General features: G+C 57.0%; 24 protein-coding genes. All 24 read right to left on the bottom strand.

What is annotated here, in order from left to right; all coding sequences use genetic code 11:
* Positions 1–68 precede the first annotated feature (68 nt).
* The 24 genes from rpmJ to tuf all read right to left on the bottom strand — a co-directional run bounded on the left by rpmJ (position 69) and on the right by tuf (position 12,108).
* On the bottom strand, positions 69–185 hold the full coding sequence (rpmJ, locus tag IRZ56_RS13610) for a 50S ribosomal protein L36 (RefSeq protein ID WP_011531897.1): 117 nt from the start codon (positions 183–185) through the stop codon (positions 69–71).
* A gap of 28 nt (positions 186–213) precedes the next feature.
* Entirely contained in the window at positions 214–1,545 is a 1,332-nt protein-coding gene (secY, locus tag IRZ56_RS13605; RefSeq protein WP_084857323.1) for a preprotein translocase subunit SecY, read from the bottom strand.
* Positions 1,546–1,980: a 50S ribosomal protein L15 gene (rplO, locus tag IRZ56_RS13600; RefSeq protein WP_084857322.1), complete on the bottom strand. Its 435-nt coding sequence runs from the start codon at positions 1,978–1,980 to the stop codon at positions 1,546–1,548. It abuts the gene before it with no gap.
* Between the two features lie 3 nt (positions 1,981–1,983).
* Positions 1,984–2,160 carry a 50S ribosomal protein L30 gene (gene rpmD / locus IRZ56_RS13595; RefSeq protein ID WP_028690238.1) on the bottom strand — a complete coding sequence of 59 codons (177 nt, stop codon included), beginning with the start codon at positions 2,158–2,160 and terminating at the stop codon, positions 1,984–1,986.
* A 2-nt stretch (positions 2,161–2,162) separates the two neighbouring features.
* Positions 2,163–2,663, bottom strand: coding sequence for a 30S ribosomal protein S5 (gene rpsE, locus IRZ56_RS13590; RefSeq protein WP_023382626.1), 501 nt, complete (start codon positions 2,661–2,663; stop codon positions 2,163–2,165).
* Between the two features lie 3 nt (positions 2,664–2,666).
* On the bottom strand, positions 2,667–3,017 hold the full coding sequence (gene rplR, locus IRZ56_RS13585; protein WP_009397496.1) for a 50S ribosomal protein L18: 351 nt from the start codon (positions 3,015–3,017) through the stop codon (positions 2,667–2,669).
* Between the two features lie 10 nt (positions 3,018–3,027).
* Complete coding sequence (gene rplF / locus IRZ56_RS13580) at positions 3,028–3,561, bottom strand: 50S ribosomal protein L6 (RefSeq protein ID WP_196145398.1); 534 nt, start codon at positions 3,559–3,561, stop codon at positions 3,028–3,030.
* A 12-nt stretch (positions 3,562–3,573) separates the two neighbouring features.
* Positions 3,574–3,966, bottom strand: a complete 393-nt coding sequence (gene rpsH / locus IRZ56_RS13575) for a 30S ribosomal protein S8 (protein WP_084857318.1) — start codon at positions 3,964–3,966, stop codon at positions 3,574–3,576.
* 209 nt (positions 3,967–4,175) lie between these two features.
* Positions 4,176–4,481, bottom strand: coding sequence for a 30S ribosomal protein S14 (gene rpsN / locus IRZ56_RS13570; RefSeq protein WP_013970638.1), 306 nt, complete (start codon positions 4,479–4,481; stop codon positions 4,176–4,178).
* Between the two features lie 13 nt (positions 4,482–4,494).
* Positions 4,495–5,034: a 50S ribosomal protein L5 gene (gene rplE / locus IRZ56_RS13565; protein ID WP_084857317.1), complete on the bottom strand. Its 540-nt coding sequence runs from the start codon at positions 5,032–5,034 to the stop codon at positions 4,495–4,497.
* A gap of 20 nt (positions 5,035–5,054) precedes the next feature.
* Positions 5,055–5,369, bottom strand: a complete 315-nt coding sequence (gene rplX / locus IRZ56_RS13560; protein WP_013970637.1) for a 50S ribosomal protein L24 — start codon at positions 5,367–5,369, stop codon at positions 5,055–5,057.
* An 11-nt stretch (positions 5,370–5,380) separates the two neighbouring features.
* A complete protein-coding gene (gene rplN, locus IRZ56_RS13555) occupies positions 5,381–5,749 on the bottom strand; it encodes a 50S ribosomal protein L14 (RefSeq protein ID WP_008089810.1) in 369 nt (122 codons plus the stop codon).
* A gap of 23 nt (positions 5,750–5,772) precedes the next feature.
* Positions 5,773–6,039, bottom strand: a complete 267-nt coding sequence (gene rpsQ, locus IRZ56_RS13550) for a 30S ribosomal protein S17 (RefSeq protein WP_084857315.1) — start codon at positions 6,037–6,039, stop codon at positions 5,773–5,775.
* A gap of 2 nt (positions 6,040–6,041) precedes the next feature.
* Positions 6,042–6,233, bottom strand: a complete 192-nt coding sequence (gene rpmC / locus IRZ56_RS13545; RefSeq protein WP_042123524.1) for a 50S ribosomal protein L29 — start codon at positions 6,231–6,233, stop codon at positions 6,042–6,044.
* Positions 6,233–6,646 (bottom strand): 50S ribosomal protein L16, encoded by a 414-nt coding sequence (gene rplP, locus IRZ56_RS13540; protein WP_009397508.1) that lies wholly within the window; start codon positions 6,644–6,646, stop codon positions 6,233–6,235. The genes rpmC and rplP overlap by 1 nt, the downstream gene beginning before the upstream one ends.
* 12 nt (positions 6,647–6,658) lie before the next feature.
* Positions 6,659–7,345 carry a 30S ribosomal protein S3 gene (gene rpsC / locus IRZ56_RS13535; RefSeq protein ID WP_003255481.1) on the bottom strand — a complete coding sequence of 229 codons (687 nt, stop codon included), beginning with the start codon at positions 7,343–7,345 and terminating at the stop codon, positions 6,659–6,661.
* A gap of 13 nt (positions 7,346–7,358) precedes the next feature.
* Entirely contained in the window at positions 7,359–7,691 is a 333-nt protein-coding gene (gene rplV / locus IRZ56_RS13530; protein ID WP_003103908.1) for a 50S ribosomal protein L22, read from the bottom strand.
* An 11-nt stretch (positions 7,692–7,702) separates the two neighbouring features.
* Complete coding sequence (rpsS, locus tag IRZ56_RS13525) at positions 7,703–7,978, bottom strand: 30S ribosomal protein S19 (RefSeq protein ID WP_010486981.1); 276 nt, start codon at positions 7,976–7,978, stop codon at positions 7,703–7,705.
* 16 nt (positions 7,979–7,994) lie between these two features.
* The gene (gene rplB / locus IRZ56_RS13520) at positions 7,995–8,819 is read right to left on the bottom strand and encodes a 50S ribosomal protein L2 (protein ID WP_084857313.1); all 825 of its coding nucleotides are present in this window, start codon (positions 8,817–8,819) and stop codon (positions 7,995–7,997) included.
* Between the two features lie 14 nt (positions 8,820–8,833).
* Positions 8,834–9,133 (bottom strand): 50S ribosomal protein L23, encoded by a 300-nt coding sequence (rplW, locus tag IRZ56_RS13515; RefSeq protein WP_003255484.1) that lies wholly within the window; start codon positions 9,131–9,133, stop codon positions 8,834–8,836.
* Complete coding sequence (rplD, locus tag IRZ56_RS13510; protein ID WP_043210315.1) at positions 9,130–9,732, bottom strand: 50S ribosomal protein L4; 603 nt, start codon at positions 9,730–9,732, stop codon at positions 9,130–9,132. Before rplD ends, rplW begins: the two co-directional genes overlap by 4 nt.
* 12 nt (positions 9,733–9,744) lie before the next feature.
* Positions 9,745–10,380 carry a 50S ribosomal protein L3 gene (rplC, locus tag IRZ56_RS13505; protein WP_043210317.1) on the bottom strand — a complete coding sequence of 212 codons (636 nt, stop codon included), beginning with the start codon at positions 10,378–10,380 and terminating at the stop codon, positions 9,745–9,747.
* A gap of 80 nt (positions 10,381–10,460) precedes the next feature.
* A complete protein-coding gene (gene rpsJ / locus IRZ56_RS13500) occupies positions 10,461–10,772 on the bottom strand; it encodes a 30S ribosomal protein S10 (RefSeq protein WP_003186070.1) in 312 nt (103 codons plus the stop codon).
* Positions 10,773–10,914: 142 nt separating this feature from the next.
* A complete protein-coding gene (gene tuf / locus IRZ56_RS13495) occupies positions 10,915–12,108 on the bottom strand; it encodes an elongation factor Tu (RefSeq protein WP_196145393.1) in 1,194 nt (397 codons plus the stop codon).
* Positions 12,109–12,136: the final 28 nt, after the last annotated feature.

Here is a 12,136-nt window from a genome sequence, read left to right as displayed (position 1 = left end):
TATCGCTGTAGAAACGAATAATCAACCCAGCAGCACACTAGCTGCTGGGTTTGAAGCGCGGATCACACTCAGCCTTGGCGCTGCTTGTGACGCGGTTCCGCGCTGCAGATCACGCGAACGATACCTTCGCGACGAATGATCTTGCAGTTGCGGCACAGCTTTTTCACCGATGCACGAACTTTCATTACCGACTCCTCGAACCTTAGGGGTCTATCAGCGCAGCAGACCGCTGCCACCGTAGCCTTTCAGGTTGGCTTTCTTCATCAGGGATTCGTACTGGTGCGAAACGAGGTGCGATTGTACTTGGGACATGAAGTCCATCACAACCACTACCACAATCAGCAACGAGGTCCCGCCAAGGTAGAACGGCACGTTTGCTGCCACCACCAGGAACTGGGGCAGAAGGCAGACGGCCATCATGTAAAGAGCACCGAACATGGTCAAACGGGTCAGAACGCCATCAATGTAGCGTGCCGACTGCTCACCAGGACGGATACCCGGAATAAAGGCACCGGACTTCTTCAGGTTTTCCGCTACGTCTTTCGGGTTGAACATCAGCGCTGTGTAGAAGAAGCAGAAGAAAATGATCCCTGCACTAAACAGCAGAATGTTCAACGGCTGACCAGGAGCGATCGACTGCGAGATGTCCTGCAGCCAGCCCATACCCTCGGACTGACCGAACCAGGCACCCAGCGAAGCCGGGAACAGCAGAATGCTGCTGGCGAAAATGGCCGGGATAACCCCTGCCATGTTCACCTTGAGCGGCAAGTGGCTGGTCTGCGCGGCAAAGACCTTACGGCCCTGCTGACGCTTGGCGTAGTGAACGGCGATACGACGCTGACCACGCTCGATGAACACCACGAAGCCGATAATCGCTACTGCAAGCAAACCGATAGCGACCAGGGCGAAAATGTTGATATCACCCGTACGCGCAGACTCGAAAGACTGCCCGATTGCTCTCGGAAGACCGGCAACGATACCTGCGAAGATCAACATCGAGATACCGTTGCCCACACCGCGCTCGGTGATCTGCTCGCCCAGCCACATCATGAACATCGCGCCGGCCACGAAAGTAGCAACGGCGACAACATGGAAGCCCAGACCAACAGAAAACGCCACGCCCTGGTTGGCCAGGCCAATGGACATGCCAATGGCTTGAACCAGTGCCAGGATAACGGTGCCGTAGCGGGTGTACTGGCTGATCTTGCGACGGCCAGCTTCACCTTCCTTCTTCAACTGCTCCAGTTGCGGGCTGACCGCGGTCATGAGCTGCATGATGATCGACGCCGAGATGTACGGCATGATCCCCAGTGCAAAGATGCTCATGCGCTCCAGCGCGCCACCGGAAAACATGTTGAACAAGCTAAGAATGGTCCCCTCATTCTGCCGAAACAGATCCGCCAGACGGTCCGGGTTGATGCCAGGCACCGGGATATGCGCGCCGATCCGATAGACGATGATCGCCATGAACAGAAAGCGCAGACGAGCCCAGAGTTCCGACATCCCGCCCTTTCCGAGCGAAGAGAGAGCACCTTGCTTAGCCATTTATTCCTCGAACTTGCCGCCAGCTGCTTCGATAGCCGCACGCGCACCCTTGGTGGCTGCGATACCCTTGATGGTGACTGCGCGAGTGACTTCGCCCGACAGCATGATTTTCACGCGCTGTACGTGCTGGCCGATCACGTTGGCATCCTTCAGGGATTGCACGGAGATCACGTCGCCTTCCACCTTGGCCAGCTCGGACAGACGCACTTCGGCGCGGTCCATGGCTTTCAGGGAAACGAAGCCGAACTTCGGCAGACGACGGTGCAGCGGCTGTTGACCGCCTTCGAAGCCCGGAGCGATCGAACCACCGGAACGGGAGGTCTGACCTTTGTGACCACGGCCACCAGTCTTACCCAAACCGCTACCGATACCACGACCCGGACGATGCTTCTCGCGACGGGAACCCGGCGCTGGACTCAGATCATTGAGTTTCATCGATTAACCCTCGACCTTCAGCATGTAGTAAGCCTTGTTGATCATCCCGCGGTTCTCGGGAGTATCCTGGACTTCTACAGTGTGACCGATGCGACGCAGACCCAGGCCTTTAACGCACAGTTTGTGGTTAGGCAGACGGCCGGCGGTGCTTTTGATCAGCGTTACTTTTACAGTTGCCATGATCAGATGATCTCCTCAACGCTCTTGCCGCGCTTGGCAGCAATGGACTCAGGAGATTGCATGGCTTTCAGACCCTTGAAGGTGGCGTAAACCACGTTCACTGGGTTGGTCGAACCGTAGCACTTGGCCAGAACGTTCTGGACACCAGCAACTTCCAGGACAGCACGCATTGCGCCGCCGGCGATGATACCGGTACCTTCCGAGGCAGGCTGCATGTAGACCTTCGAGGCGCCGTGGGCGGCCTTGGTGGCGTACTGCAGGGTGGTGCCCTTCAGGTCGACTTGAATCATGTTGCGACGGGCAGCTTCCATGGCTTTCTGGATCGCGGCAGGTACTTCGCGCGATTTGCCACGGCCGAAACCAACACGCCCCTTGCCGTCACCTACCACGGTCAGCGCGGTGAAGGTGAAGATACGGCCGCCTTTAACGGTTTTAGCTACGCGGTTAACTTGAACCAGCTTCTCGATGTAGCCTTCGTCGCGCTTTTGATCGTTATTTGCCATAACTTAGAACTCCAGCCCGCCTTCACGAGCAGCATCAGCCAGCGCCTTGACGCGGCCGTGGTACTTGAAGCCGGAACGGTCAAAGGCAACTTGAGATACACCGGCGGCTTTCGCACGCTCAGCTACCAGCTTGCCAACCTTAGTGGCCGCGTCGATGTTGCCGGTGGCGCCATCACGCAGTTCTTTGTCCAAGGTCGAGGCGCTTGCCAGAACCTTGCTGCCGTCGGCCGAAATGACCTGGGCGTAGATGTGCTGCGAGGAGCGGAACACGCAGAGACGCACGACTTCGAGTTCGTGCATTTTCAGGCGTGCTTTGCGAGCGCGACGCAGTCGAGTAACTTTTTTGTCGGTCATTTGCTAGGCCCTACTTCTTCTTGGCTTCTTTACGACGGACTACTTCGTCCGCGTAACGCACACCCTTGCCTTTGTAAGGCTCTGGCGGACGGAAGTCGCGGATTTCAGCGGCCACCTGACCAACCAGCTGCTTGTCGATACCCTTGATCAGGATGTCGGTCTGGCTGGGGGTTTCAGCGGTGATGCCGGCTGGCAGTTCGTAGTCCACTGGGTGCGAGAAGCCCAGAGCCAGGTTCAGGACGCTGCCCTTGGCCTGTGCCTTGTAACCAACACCGACCAGCTGGAGCTTACGCTCGAAGCCTTGGCTTACGCCCTGGACCATGTTGTTCACCAGGGCACGGGTAGTACCGGCCATGGCGCGAGCTTGCTGGTCACCGTTGCGAGCGGCGAAACGCAGCTCACCAGCTTCCTGGGTGATTTCAACAGACGAGTGAACGTTCAGTTCGAGAGTGCCCTTGACACCCTTCACCGAAAGCTGCTGGCCGGCGAATTTGACTTCGACGCCGGAAGGCAGCTTAACGGGGTTCTTAGCGACGCGAGACATGCCTATCTCCCCTTAGAACACTGTGCACAGAACTTCGCCGCCAACACCGGCAGCGCGCGCAGCGCGATCAGTCATCACACCTTTGTTGGTGGAGACAATAGACACGCCCAGGCCGCCACGTACTTTCGGCAGGTCTGCGACGGACTTGTACTGGCGCAGGCCTGGACGGCTGGAGCGCTTCAGTTCCTCGATGACCGGACGGCCTTCGAAGTACTTCAGTTCGATCGACAGGGAGGGTTTGGCTTCGCCACTGACCTGGTAGCCAGCGATGTAACCTTCGTCCTTCAGAACTTTGGCAACCGCGACCTTCAGGGTGGAGGAAGGCATGCTTACGACGGACTTTTCAGCCATCTGGGCATTACGGATGCGAGTTAGCATGTCCGCTAACGGGTCCTGCATACTCATGGGCTAGATGCTCCTGATACAAGAATTATTAGCCTTGCGGCTATCACAACCACCCGAGCGGGCAGGGTAAAAAACCCGGGCTCAGGTGAGCCGGTCATTCTAGACACAAGACAGAAACGAAACAAGCCCCATGAAGGGGCTTGTTTGTTGGCGAGGTCACCGACGGTCGGAAGATTGCTCCCCTTCCGTCGGGACTGCACCGGCAGCGATTACCAGGAGGCCTTGACCAGACCTGGTACGTCACCGCGCATTGCAGCTTGACGCAGCATGTTACGGCCCAGGCCGAACTTACGGTATACACCGTGAGGACGACCGGTCAGGCGGCAACGGTTGCGCAGGCGCGAGGCGCTGGCGTCACGCGGCTGCTTCTGCAGGGCGACTACGGCAGCAAAACGCTCTTCTGGAGAGGCGTTCAGGTTGACGATGGTCGCTTTCAGCTCAGCGCGCTTTTTAGCGTACTTGGCTACCGTGAGCTGACGCTTCAGCTCGCGGTTCTTCATGCTCTTCTTGGCCATTTTCCTACTCCAATCAGTTGCGGAACGGGAATTTGAAAGCACGCAGCAGGGCGCGGCCTTCGTCATCCGTACGAGCAGTGGTGGTCAGGGTGATGTCCAGACCGCGCAGAGCATCGATCTTGTCGTAATCGATTTCCGGGAAGATGATCTGCTCTTTCACGCCCATGCTGTAGTTGCCACGACCATCGAAGGACTTGGCATTCAGGCCGCGGAAGTCGCGAACCCGAGGCAGGGAGATCGCCAGCAGGCGGTCCAGGAATTCGTACATACGATCGCGGCGCAGGGTTACCTTGACGCCGATCGGCCAACCTTCACGAACCTTGAAACCCGCAATCGACTTGCGAGCGAAAGTCACGACCGGCTTTTGACCGGTGATCTTTTCCAGGTCGGCAACGGCGTTCTCGATGACCTTCTTGTCACCGACCGCTTCGCCCAGACCCATGTTCAGGGTGATCTTGGTTACGCGAGGAACTTCCATCACGTTCGCCAGCTTAAGTTCTTCCTTAAGCTTGGGAGCGATTTCGTTCCGGTAAATCTCTTTCAGTCGTGCCATTGTCTTCTACCTAGCAGTGTTCAAGCATCAACCGCTTTCTGGGTCGACTTGAAGACACGAATTTTCTTGCCGTCTTCAACCTTGAAGCCAACGCGGTCAGCCTTGTTGGTTTCACCATTGAAAATGGCAACGTTGGAAGCGTGCAGAGGCGCTTCTTTTTCGACGATACCGCCCTGGACGCCCGCCATCGGGTTAGGCTTGGTATGACGCTTGACCAGGTTGACACCGCCAACAACCAGACGGTTGTCAGCGAGCACCTTCAGCACCTTACCGCGCTTACCTTTGTCCTTGCCGGCGATCACGATGATCTCGTCGTCACGACGAATCTTTTGCATGTCGGATCTCCTTAGAGCACTTCAGGGGCGAGCGAGACGATCTTCATGAACTTCTCGGTACGAAGTTCACGGGTCACTGGCCCGAAGATGCGAGTGCCGATCGGCTCTTGCTTGGTGTTCAGCAGAACAGCAGCGTTGCCGTCGAAACGAATGATGGAACCGTCAGCGCGACGTACACCGTGACGGGTACGGACGACAACAGCAGTCATCACCTGGCCTTTTTTGACCTTACCGCGCGGAATTGCTTCCTTGACGGTAACTTTGATGATGTCACCGATACCGGCGTAACGGCGGTGGGAACCGCCGAGCACCTTGATGCACATGACGCGACGAGCGCCGCTGTTATCGGCCACATCGAGCATGGATTGAGTCTGAATCATAAAATTTCTCCGACCCTTCGCCCTTAGACTTCAACAGCGCGTTCGAGGACTTCAACCAGTGCCCAGGACTTGGTCTTGGCCAGCGGACGGGTTTCACGGATGGAAACCTTGTCGCCGATCTTGCACTGGTTGGTCTCGTCGTGCGCGTGCAGCTTAGTCGAACGCTTAACGTATTTACCGTAGATCGGGTGCTTGACGCGACGCTCGATCAGAACGGTGATGGTCTTGTCCATTTTGTCGCTGACGACACGGCCAGTCAGCGTACGGACGGTTTTTTCAGCTTCAGCCATGATCACTTACCTGCCTGCTGGTTGAGCACAGTTTTCACGCGAGCGATGTCACGCTTAACTTGCGAGAGCAGGTGCGACTGCCCCAACTGGCCAGTTGCTTTCTGCATACGCAGATTGAACTGGTCGCGCAGCAAGCCGAGCAGTTGCTCGTTCAGCTGCTGTGCCGATTGTTCACGAAGTTCATTCGCTTTCATCACATCACCGTCCGCTTAACAAAGGAGGTGGCGAGTGGCAGCTTTGCAGCAGCCAGGGCGAAGGCCTCACGCGCCAGCTCTTCAGAAACACCCTCGATCTCGTACAGGACCTTGCCTGGCTGGATCTGGGCAACCCAGTACTCAACGGAACCCTTACCTTTACCCATACGAACCTCGAGAGGCTTCTTGGTAACCGGCTTGTCCGGGAATACACGGATCCAGATCTTGCCGCCACGTTTTACGTGACGGGTCAGGGCACGACGTGCCGACTCGATCTGACGGGCGGTGAGACGACCGCGAGCAACAGCCTTCAGGGCGAATTCGCCGAAGCTGACCTTGCTACCGCGCAGTGCCAGACCACGGTTGTGGCCGGTCATCTGCTTGCGGAATTTTGTACGCTTTGGTTGCAACATTTGGCGTACCCCTTACTTAGCAGCTTTTTTACGAGGCGCTGGTGCTTGCGGCTTCAGCTCTTCTTGGCGACCACCAATCACTTCGCCTTTGAAGATCCAAACCTTCACACCGATCACACCGTAGGTGGTGTGAGCTTCGTAGGTGTTGTAGTCGATATCGGCACGCAGGGTGTGCAGGGGCACACGACCTTCGCGATACCACTCGGTACGTGCGATCTCGGCACCGCCGAGACGACCGCTCACCTGGATCTTGATGCCTTTGGCACCAATACGCATGGCGTTCTGTACGGCGCGCTTCATGGCGCGACGGAACATTACGCGGCGCTCCAGCTGCTGAGCTACGCTCTGCGCAACCAGCATAGCGTCGAGTTCCGGCTTGCGGATCTCTTCGATGTTGATGTGCACAGGCACACCCATCTGCTTGGTCAGGTCCTGACGCAGCTTCTCAACGTCCTCACCTTTCTTGCCGATAACGATACCGGGACGAGCGGTGTGGATGGTGATGCGTGCAGTTTGAGCCGGACGATGAATATCGATACGGCTTACGGACGCGCTTTTTAGTTTGTCCTGGAGGTACTCACGCGTTTTCAGATCCTTCAACAGGTAATCTGCGTAAGTAGCGCCGTCTGCATACCAGACGGAGGTGTGCTCCTTGACGATTCCCAGGCGAATGCCAGTGGGATGTACTTTCTGACCCATCTGATCGACTCCGTTACTTGTCCGCAACCTTGACAGTGATATGGCAAGACCGCTTGACGATGCGATCAGCGCGGCCTTTGGCACGCGGCATGATGCGCTTCAGCGAACGCCCTTCGTTGACGAAGACGGTGGAGACCTTCAGGTCATCAACGTCTGCGCCTTCGTTGTGTTCGGCGTTGGCAACGGCCGACTCGAGGACTTTCTTCATGATTTCAGCGGCTTTTTTGCTGCTGAAGGCCAACAGGTTGAGCGCTTCGCCCACCTTCTTCCCGCGGATCTGGTCGGCGACCAAGCGGGCTTTCTGGGCGGAGATTCGAGCGCCCGACAACTTAGCGGCTACTTCCATTTCCTTACCCCTTAACGCTTGGCTTTCTTGTCAGCCACGTGCCCGCGATAGGTGCGGGTACCGGCGAACTCGCCCAGTTTGTGGCCGACCATGTCTTCGTTCACGAGAACGGGGACGTGCTGGCGACCGTTGTGTACCGCGATGGTCAGACCGACCATTTGTGGCAGGATCATCGAACGGCGCGACCAGGTTTTAACTGGCTTGCGATCGTTCTTCTCCACCGCCACTTCGATCTTCTTCAGAAGGTGAAGATCGATAAAAGGACCTTTTTTCAGAGAACGTGGCACTGTCGTATCCCTCTAGTTACTTGCGACGACGGACGATCATGTTGTCGGTACGCTTATTACCACGGGTTTTCGCACCCTTGGTTGGGAAGCCCCATGGCGATACCGGATGACGACCACCGGAGGTACGACCTTCACCACCACCATGCGGGTGGTCAACCGGGTTCATGGCAACACCACGAACGGTTGGGCGAACGCCGCGCCAGCGTTTGGCACCAGCTTTACCCAGCGAACGCAGGCTGTGCTCGGAGTTCGAGACTTCGCCCAGGGTCGCACGGCACTCAGCCAGTACTTTACGCATTTCACCAGAGCGCAGACGCAGGGTCACGTAAGCGCCTTCACGAGCGATCAGCTGAGCCGAAGCACCAGCGGAACGAGCGATCTGTGCACCTTTGCCCGGCTTCAGTTCGATGCCGTGAATGGTGCTACCTACTGGGATGTTGCGCAGTTGCAGGGTGTTACCGGCCTTGATTGGGGCCAGGGCACCTGCGATCAGCTGGTCACCGGCAACAACGCCCTTAGGGGCGATGATGTAGCGACGCTCGCCGTCTGCGTAGCACAGCAGGGCGATGTGAGCAGTACGGTTCGGGTCGTATTCGATACGCTCGACAGTGGCAGGGATGCCATCTTTGTCGTTGCGACGGAAGTCGACCAGACGGTAATGCTGCTTATGACCACCACCAACGTGACGAGTGGTGATGCGGCCATTGTTGTTACGACCACCAGACTTCGATTTCTTCTCGATCAGCGGTGCGTGAGGAGCGCCTTTGTGCAGCTCCTTGTTGACCACCTTGACCACGAAACGGCGGCCAGGGGAAGTCGGTTTGCATTTAACGATTGCCATGATGCACCCCTTCCTTACTCAGCACTGCTGCTGAAATCGAGATCTTGGCCTGGCTGAAGGGAGACGATCGCCTTCTTCCAGTCATTGCGCTTGCCCAGACCACGTGCGGTACGCTTGGTTTTACCCAGAACGTTGACGGTCGACACGTTTTCAACTTTTACGTTGAACAGGCCTTCGACAGCTTTCTTGATTTCCAGCTTGGTTGCGTCGGTAGCAACCTTGAATACGAACTGGCCTTTCTTCTCAGCCAGAACGGTAGCCTTCTCGGAAACGTGCGGGCCAAGGAGGACTTTAAATACGCGTTCCTGGTTCATCCCAGCAGCTCCTCGAATTTCTTCACGGCCGAGACAGTGATCAACACTTTCTCGTATGCGATCAGACTGACCGGATCGGAACCCTGAACGTCACGTACGTCGACGTGCGGCAGGTTACGAGCAGCCAGGTACAGGTTCTGATCAACGGCGTCGGAAACGATCAGTACGTCGTTCAGACCCATGCCGTTCAGCTTGTTCAGCAGGTCCTTGGTCTTCGGGGCTTCGACTGCGAAGTCCTGAACTACGACCAGGCGCTCGCTACGTACCAGCTCGGAGAGGATGGAGCGCAGGGCTGCGCGGTACATCTTCTTGTTGAGCTTCTGCGAGTGATCCTGAGGACGAGCTGCGAAGGTGACACCACCGCCGCGCCAGATCGGGCCACGAGTGGTACCGGCACGAGCACGGCCGGTGCCCTTCTGACGCCATGGGCGCTTACCGCCACCAGCCACGTCGGAACGGGTCTTCTGCTGCTTGGTGCCCTGACGGCCGCCGGCCATGTAGGCCACGACTGCTTGGTGTACCAGCGTCTCGTTGAATTCGCCACCGAAAGTCAGTTCGGAAACTTCGATCGCCTGAGCGTCATTTACATTGAGTTGCATGTCAGTTTCCCCTTAACCGCGAGCCTTGACAGCTGGACGCACAACCACGTCGCCGCCAGTAGCGCCTGGAACGGCACCCTTGACCAGCAGCAGGTTGCGTTCTGCGTCTACGCGTACTACTTCCAGGGACTGAACAGTCACGCGCTCGGCGCCCATGTGACCGGACATCTTCTTGCCCTTGAATACACGACCAGGAGTCTGGCACTGGCCGATGGAGCCAGGGACACGGTGCGATACGGAGTTACCGTGGGTGTTGTCCTGACCACGGAAGTTCCAACGCTTGATGGTACCGGCGAAGCCTTTACCTTTGGACTGACCGGTTACGTCTACCAGCTGGCCTGCAGTGAAGAGTTCAGCTTTGATCAGATCGCCAGCCTGGAAATCGCCTTCTTCAAGACGGAACTCCCAAACACCGCGACCAGCGGCAACGTTAGCCTTGGCGAAGTGACCTGCCTGAGCGGCAGTCACGCGCGAAGCACGACGCTCGCCTACAGTGACTTGCACTGCACGGTAGCCATCGGTTTCTTCAGTTTTGAACTGGGTGACGCGATTCGGCTCGATCTCGATGACCGTGACCGGAATGGAGACACCTTCTTCGGTGAAAATGCGGGTCATGCCGCACTTACGACCGACTACACCAATAGTCATGTTGTAAACCTCATGAGTGTACGGGGCTTTCACCCGCTATGGCCGCCCATTTCAGAGCGTTACACGACCAGACCGAAGTCTTAGCCGAGGCTGATCTGCACTTCCACGCCTGCCGCGAGATCAAGCTTCATCAGCGCGTCAACGGTTTTATCCGTCGGCTGGACGATGTCCAGAACACGCTTATGAGTGCGAATCTCGTACTGGTCACGCGCGTCTTTGTTGACGTGCGGGGAAACCAGAACGGTGAAACGCTCTTTGCGGGTTGGCAGTGGAATTGGACCACGCACTTGTGCACCAGTACGTTTCGCGGTTTCCACGATTTCCTGGGTGGATTGGTCGATCAGGCGATGGTCAAAAGCCTTCAACCTGATACGGATTTGCTGATTTTGCATTGGATTTCAGACTCCAGGCTGTTCCCATCGGGCGCACTACGCCCGTTAAAAGGAGGCGTGATTCTATAGACGCCCCCAATTAGTGTCAACCCAATAAAAAAAGCCCCCGCTGAGCGGGGGCTTTTTTCAATCGACCGAGTGATTACTCGATGATTTTGGCTACGACACCGGCGCCGACGGTACGACCGCCTTCACGGATAGCGAAGCGCAGACCGTCTTCCATTGCGATGGTCTTGATCAGGGTGACAGTCATCTGAATGTTGTCACCTGGCATTACCATTTCAACGCCTTCCGGCAGTTCGCAGTTACCGGTCACGTCAGTGGTACGGAAGTAGAACTGAGGACGGTAGCCTTTGAAGAACGGAGTGTGACGACCGCCTTCTTCCTTCGACAGAACGTAGACTTCTGCGGTGAACTTGGTGTGCGGCTTGACCGAACCCGGCTTGACCAGAACCTGACCACGCTCAACGTCGTCACGCTTGGTACCACGCAGCAGAACGCCGCAGTTCTCGCCAGCACGACCTTCGTCCAGCAGCTTGCGGAACATCTCAACACCGGTGCAGGTGGTGGTGCTGGTTTCACGCAGACCAACGATTTCCAGCGGATCCTGAACGCGGACGATACCACGCTCGATACGACCGGTAACAACGGTACCACGACCCGAGATCGAGAAGACGTCTTCGATCGGCATCAGGAACGGCTGGTCAACGGCACGAACTGGCTCAGGGATGTAGGCATCCAGAGTTTCAACCAGCTTCTTGACAGCGCTGGTACCCATTTCGTTGTCGTCTTTGCCTTCCAGAGCCATACGAGCCGAACCGATGATGATCGGGGTGTCGTCGCCTGGGAAGTCGTAGGTGGACAGCAGGTCGCGAACTTCCATCTCGACCAGTTCCAGCAGCTCAGCGTCGTCTACCAGGTCAGCCTTGTTCAGGAAGACCACGATGTATGGAACGCCAACCTGACGGGACAGCAGGATGTGCTCACGGGTTTGTGGCATCGGACCATCGGCGGCCGAGCAAACCAGGATCGCGCCGTCCATCTGGGCAGCACCGGTGATCATGTTCTTCACGTAGTCAGCGTGACCTGGGCAGTCAACGTGAGCGTAGTGACGAATGTTCGAGTTGTACTCGACGTGAGCGGTGTTGATGGTGATACCGCGCGCTTTTTCTTCCGGAGCCGAGTCGATCTTGTCGAACTCAACGACTGCCGAACCGAAAACTTCGGAGCAGACGCGAGTCAGAGCTGCGGTCAGAGTGGTCTTACCGTGGTCAACGTGGCCGATGGTGCCGACGTTAACGTGGGGAAGGGAACGATCAAATTTTTCTTTAGCCACGACAGTGAACCTCTTGCCTAAAGGGCTG

The organism is Pseudomonas guariconensis, from assembly GCF_015680235.1.
Taxonomy (GTDB): domain Bacteria; phylum Pseudomonadota; class Gammaproteobacteria; order Pseudomonadales; family Pseudomonadaceae; genus Aquipseudomonas; species Aquipseudomonas guariconensis_A.
The sequence above is the reverse complement of the archived record's forward strand: the minus strand, read 5'-3'. Positions and strand labels throughout refer to the sequence as shown.

What these genes read in the sequence shown, in the direction of transcription:
- rpmJ (WP_011531897.1), bottom strand. Translation starts at nt 185, where the DNA reads ATGAAAGTTCGTGCATCGGTGAAAAAGCTGTGCCGCAACTGCAAGATC.
- secY (WP_084857323.1), bottom strand. Translation starts at nt 1,545, where the DNA reads ATGGCTAAGCAAGGTGCTCTCTCTTCGCTCGGAAAGGGCGGGATGTCG.
- rplO (WP_084857322.1), bottom strand. Translation starts at nt 1,980, where the DNA reads ATGAAACTCAATGATCTGAGTCCAGCGCCGGGTTCCCGTCGCGAGAAG.
- rpmD (WP_028690238.1), bottom strand. Translation starts at nt 2,160, where the DNA reads ATGGCAACTGTAAAAGTAACGCTGATCAAAAGCACCGCCGGCCGTCTG.
- rpsE (WP_023382626.1), bottom strand. Translation starts at nt 2,663, where the DNA reads ATGGCAAATAACGATCAAAAGCGCGACGAAGGCTACATCGAGAAGCTG.
- rplR (WP_009397496.1), bottom strand. Translation starts at nt 3,017, where the DNA reads ATGACCGACAAAAAAGTTACTCGACTGCGTCGCGCTCGCAAAGCACGC.
- rplF (WP_196145398.1), bottom strand. Translation starts at nt 3,561, where the DNA reads ATGTCTCGCGTCGCTAAGAACCCCGTTAAGCTGCCTTCCGGCGTCGAA.
- rpsH (WP_084857318.1), bottom strand. Translation starts at nt 3,966, where the DNA reads ATGAGTATGCAGGACCCGTTAGCGGACATGCTAACTCGCATCCGTAAT.
- rpsN (WP_013970638.1), bottom strand. Translation starts at nt 4,481, where the DNA reads ATGGCCAAGAAGAGCATGAAGAACCGCGAGCTGAAGCGTCAGCTCACG.
- rplE (WP_084857317.1), bottom strand. Translation starts at nt 5,034, where the DNA reads ATGGCACGACTGAAAGAGATTTACCGGAACGAAATCGCTCCCAAGCTT.
- rplX (WP_013970637.1), bottom strand. Translation starts at nt 5,369, where the DNA reads ATGCAAAAGATTCGTCGTGACGACGAGATCATCGTGATCGCCGGCAAG.
- rplN (WP_008089810.1), bottom strand. Translation starts at nt 5,749, where the DNA reads ATGATTCAGACTCAATCCATGCTCGATGTGGCCGATAACAGCGGCGCT.
- rpsQ (WP_084857315.1), bottom strand. Translation starts at nt 6,039, where the DNA reads ATGGCTGAAGCTGAAAAAACCGTCCGTACGCTGACTGGCCGTGTCGTC.
- rpmC (WP_042123524.1), bottom strand. Translation starts at nt 6,233, where the DNA reads ATGAAAGCGAATGAACTTCGTGAACAATCGGCACAGCAGCTGAACGAG.
- rplP (WP_009397508.1), bottom strand. Translation starts at nt 6,646, where the DNA reads ATGTTGCAACCAAAGCGTACAAAATTCCGCAAGCAGATGACCGGCCAC.
- rpsC (WP_003255481.1), bottom strand. Translation starts at nt 7,345, where the DNA reads ATGGGTCAGAAAGTACATCCCACTGGCATTCGCCTGGGAATCGTCAAG.
- rplV (WP_003103908.1), bottom strand. Translation starts at nt 7,691, where the DNA reads ATGGAAGTAGCCGCTAAGTTGTCGGGCGCTCGAATCTCCGCCCAGAAA.
- rplB (WP_084857313.1), bottom strand. Translation starts at nt 8,819, where the DNA reads ATGGCAATCGTTAAATGCAAACCGACTTCCCCTGGCCGCCGTTTCGTG.
- rplW (WP_003255484.1), bottom strand. Translation starts at nt 9,133, where the DNA reads ATGAACCAGGAACGCGTATTTAAAGTCCTCCTTGGCCCGCACGTTTCC.
- rplD (WP_043210315.1), bottom strand. Translation starts at nt 9,732, where the DNA reads ATGCAACTCAATGTAAATGACGCTCAGGCGATCGAAGTTTCCGAACTG.
- rplC (WP_043210317.1), bottom strand. Translation starts at nt 10,380, where the DNA reads ATGACTATTGGTGTAGTCGGTCGTAAGTGCGGCATGACCCGCATTTTC.
- rpsJ (WP_003186070.1), bottom strand. Translation starts at nt 10,772, where the DNA reads ATGCAAAATCAGCAAATCCGTATCAGGTTGAAGGCTTTTGACCATCGC.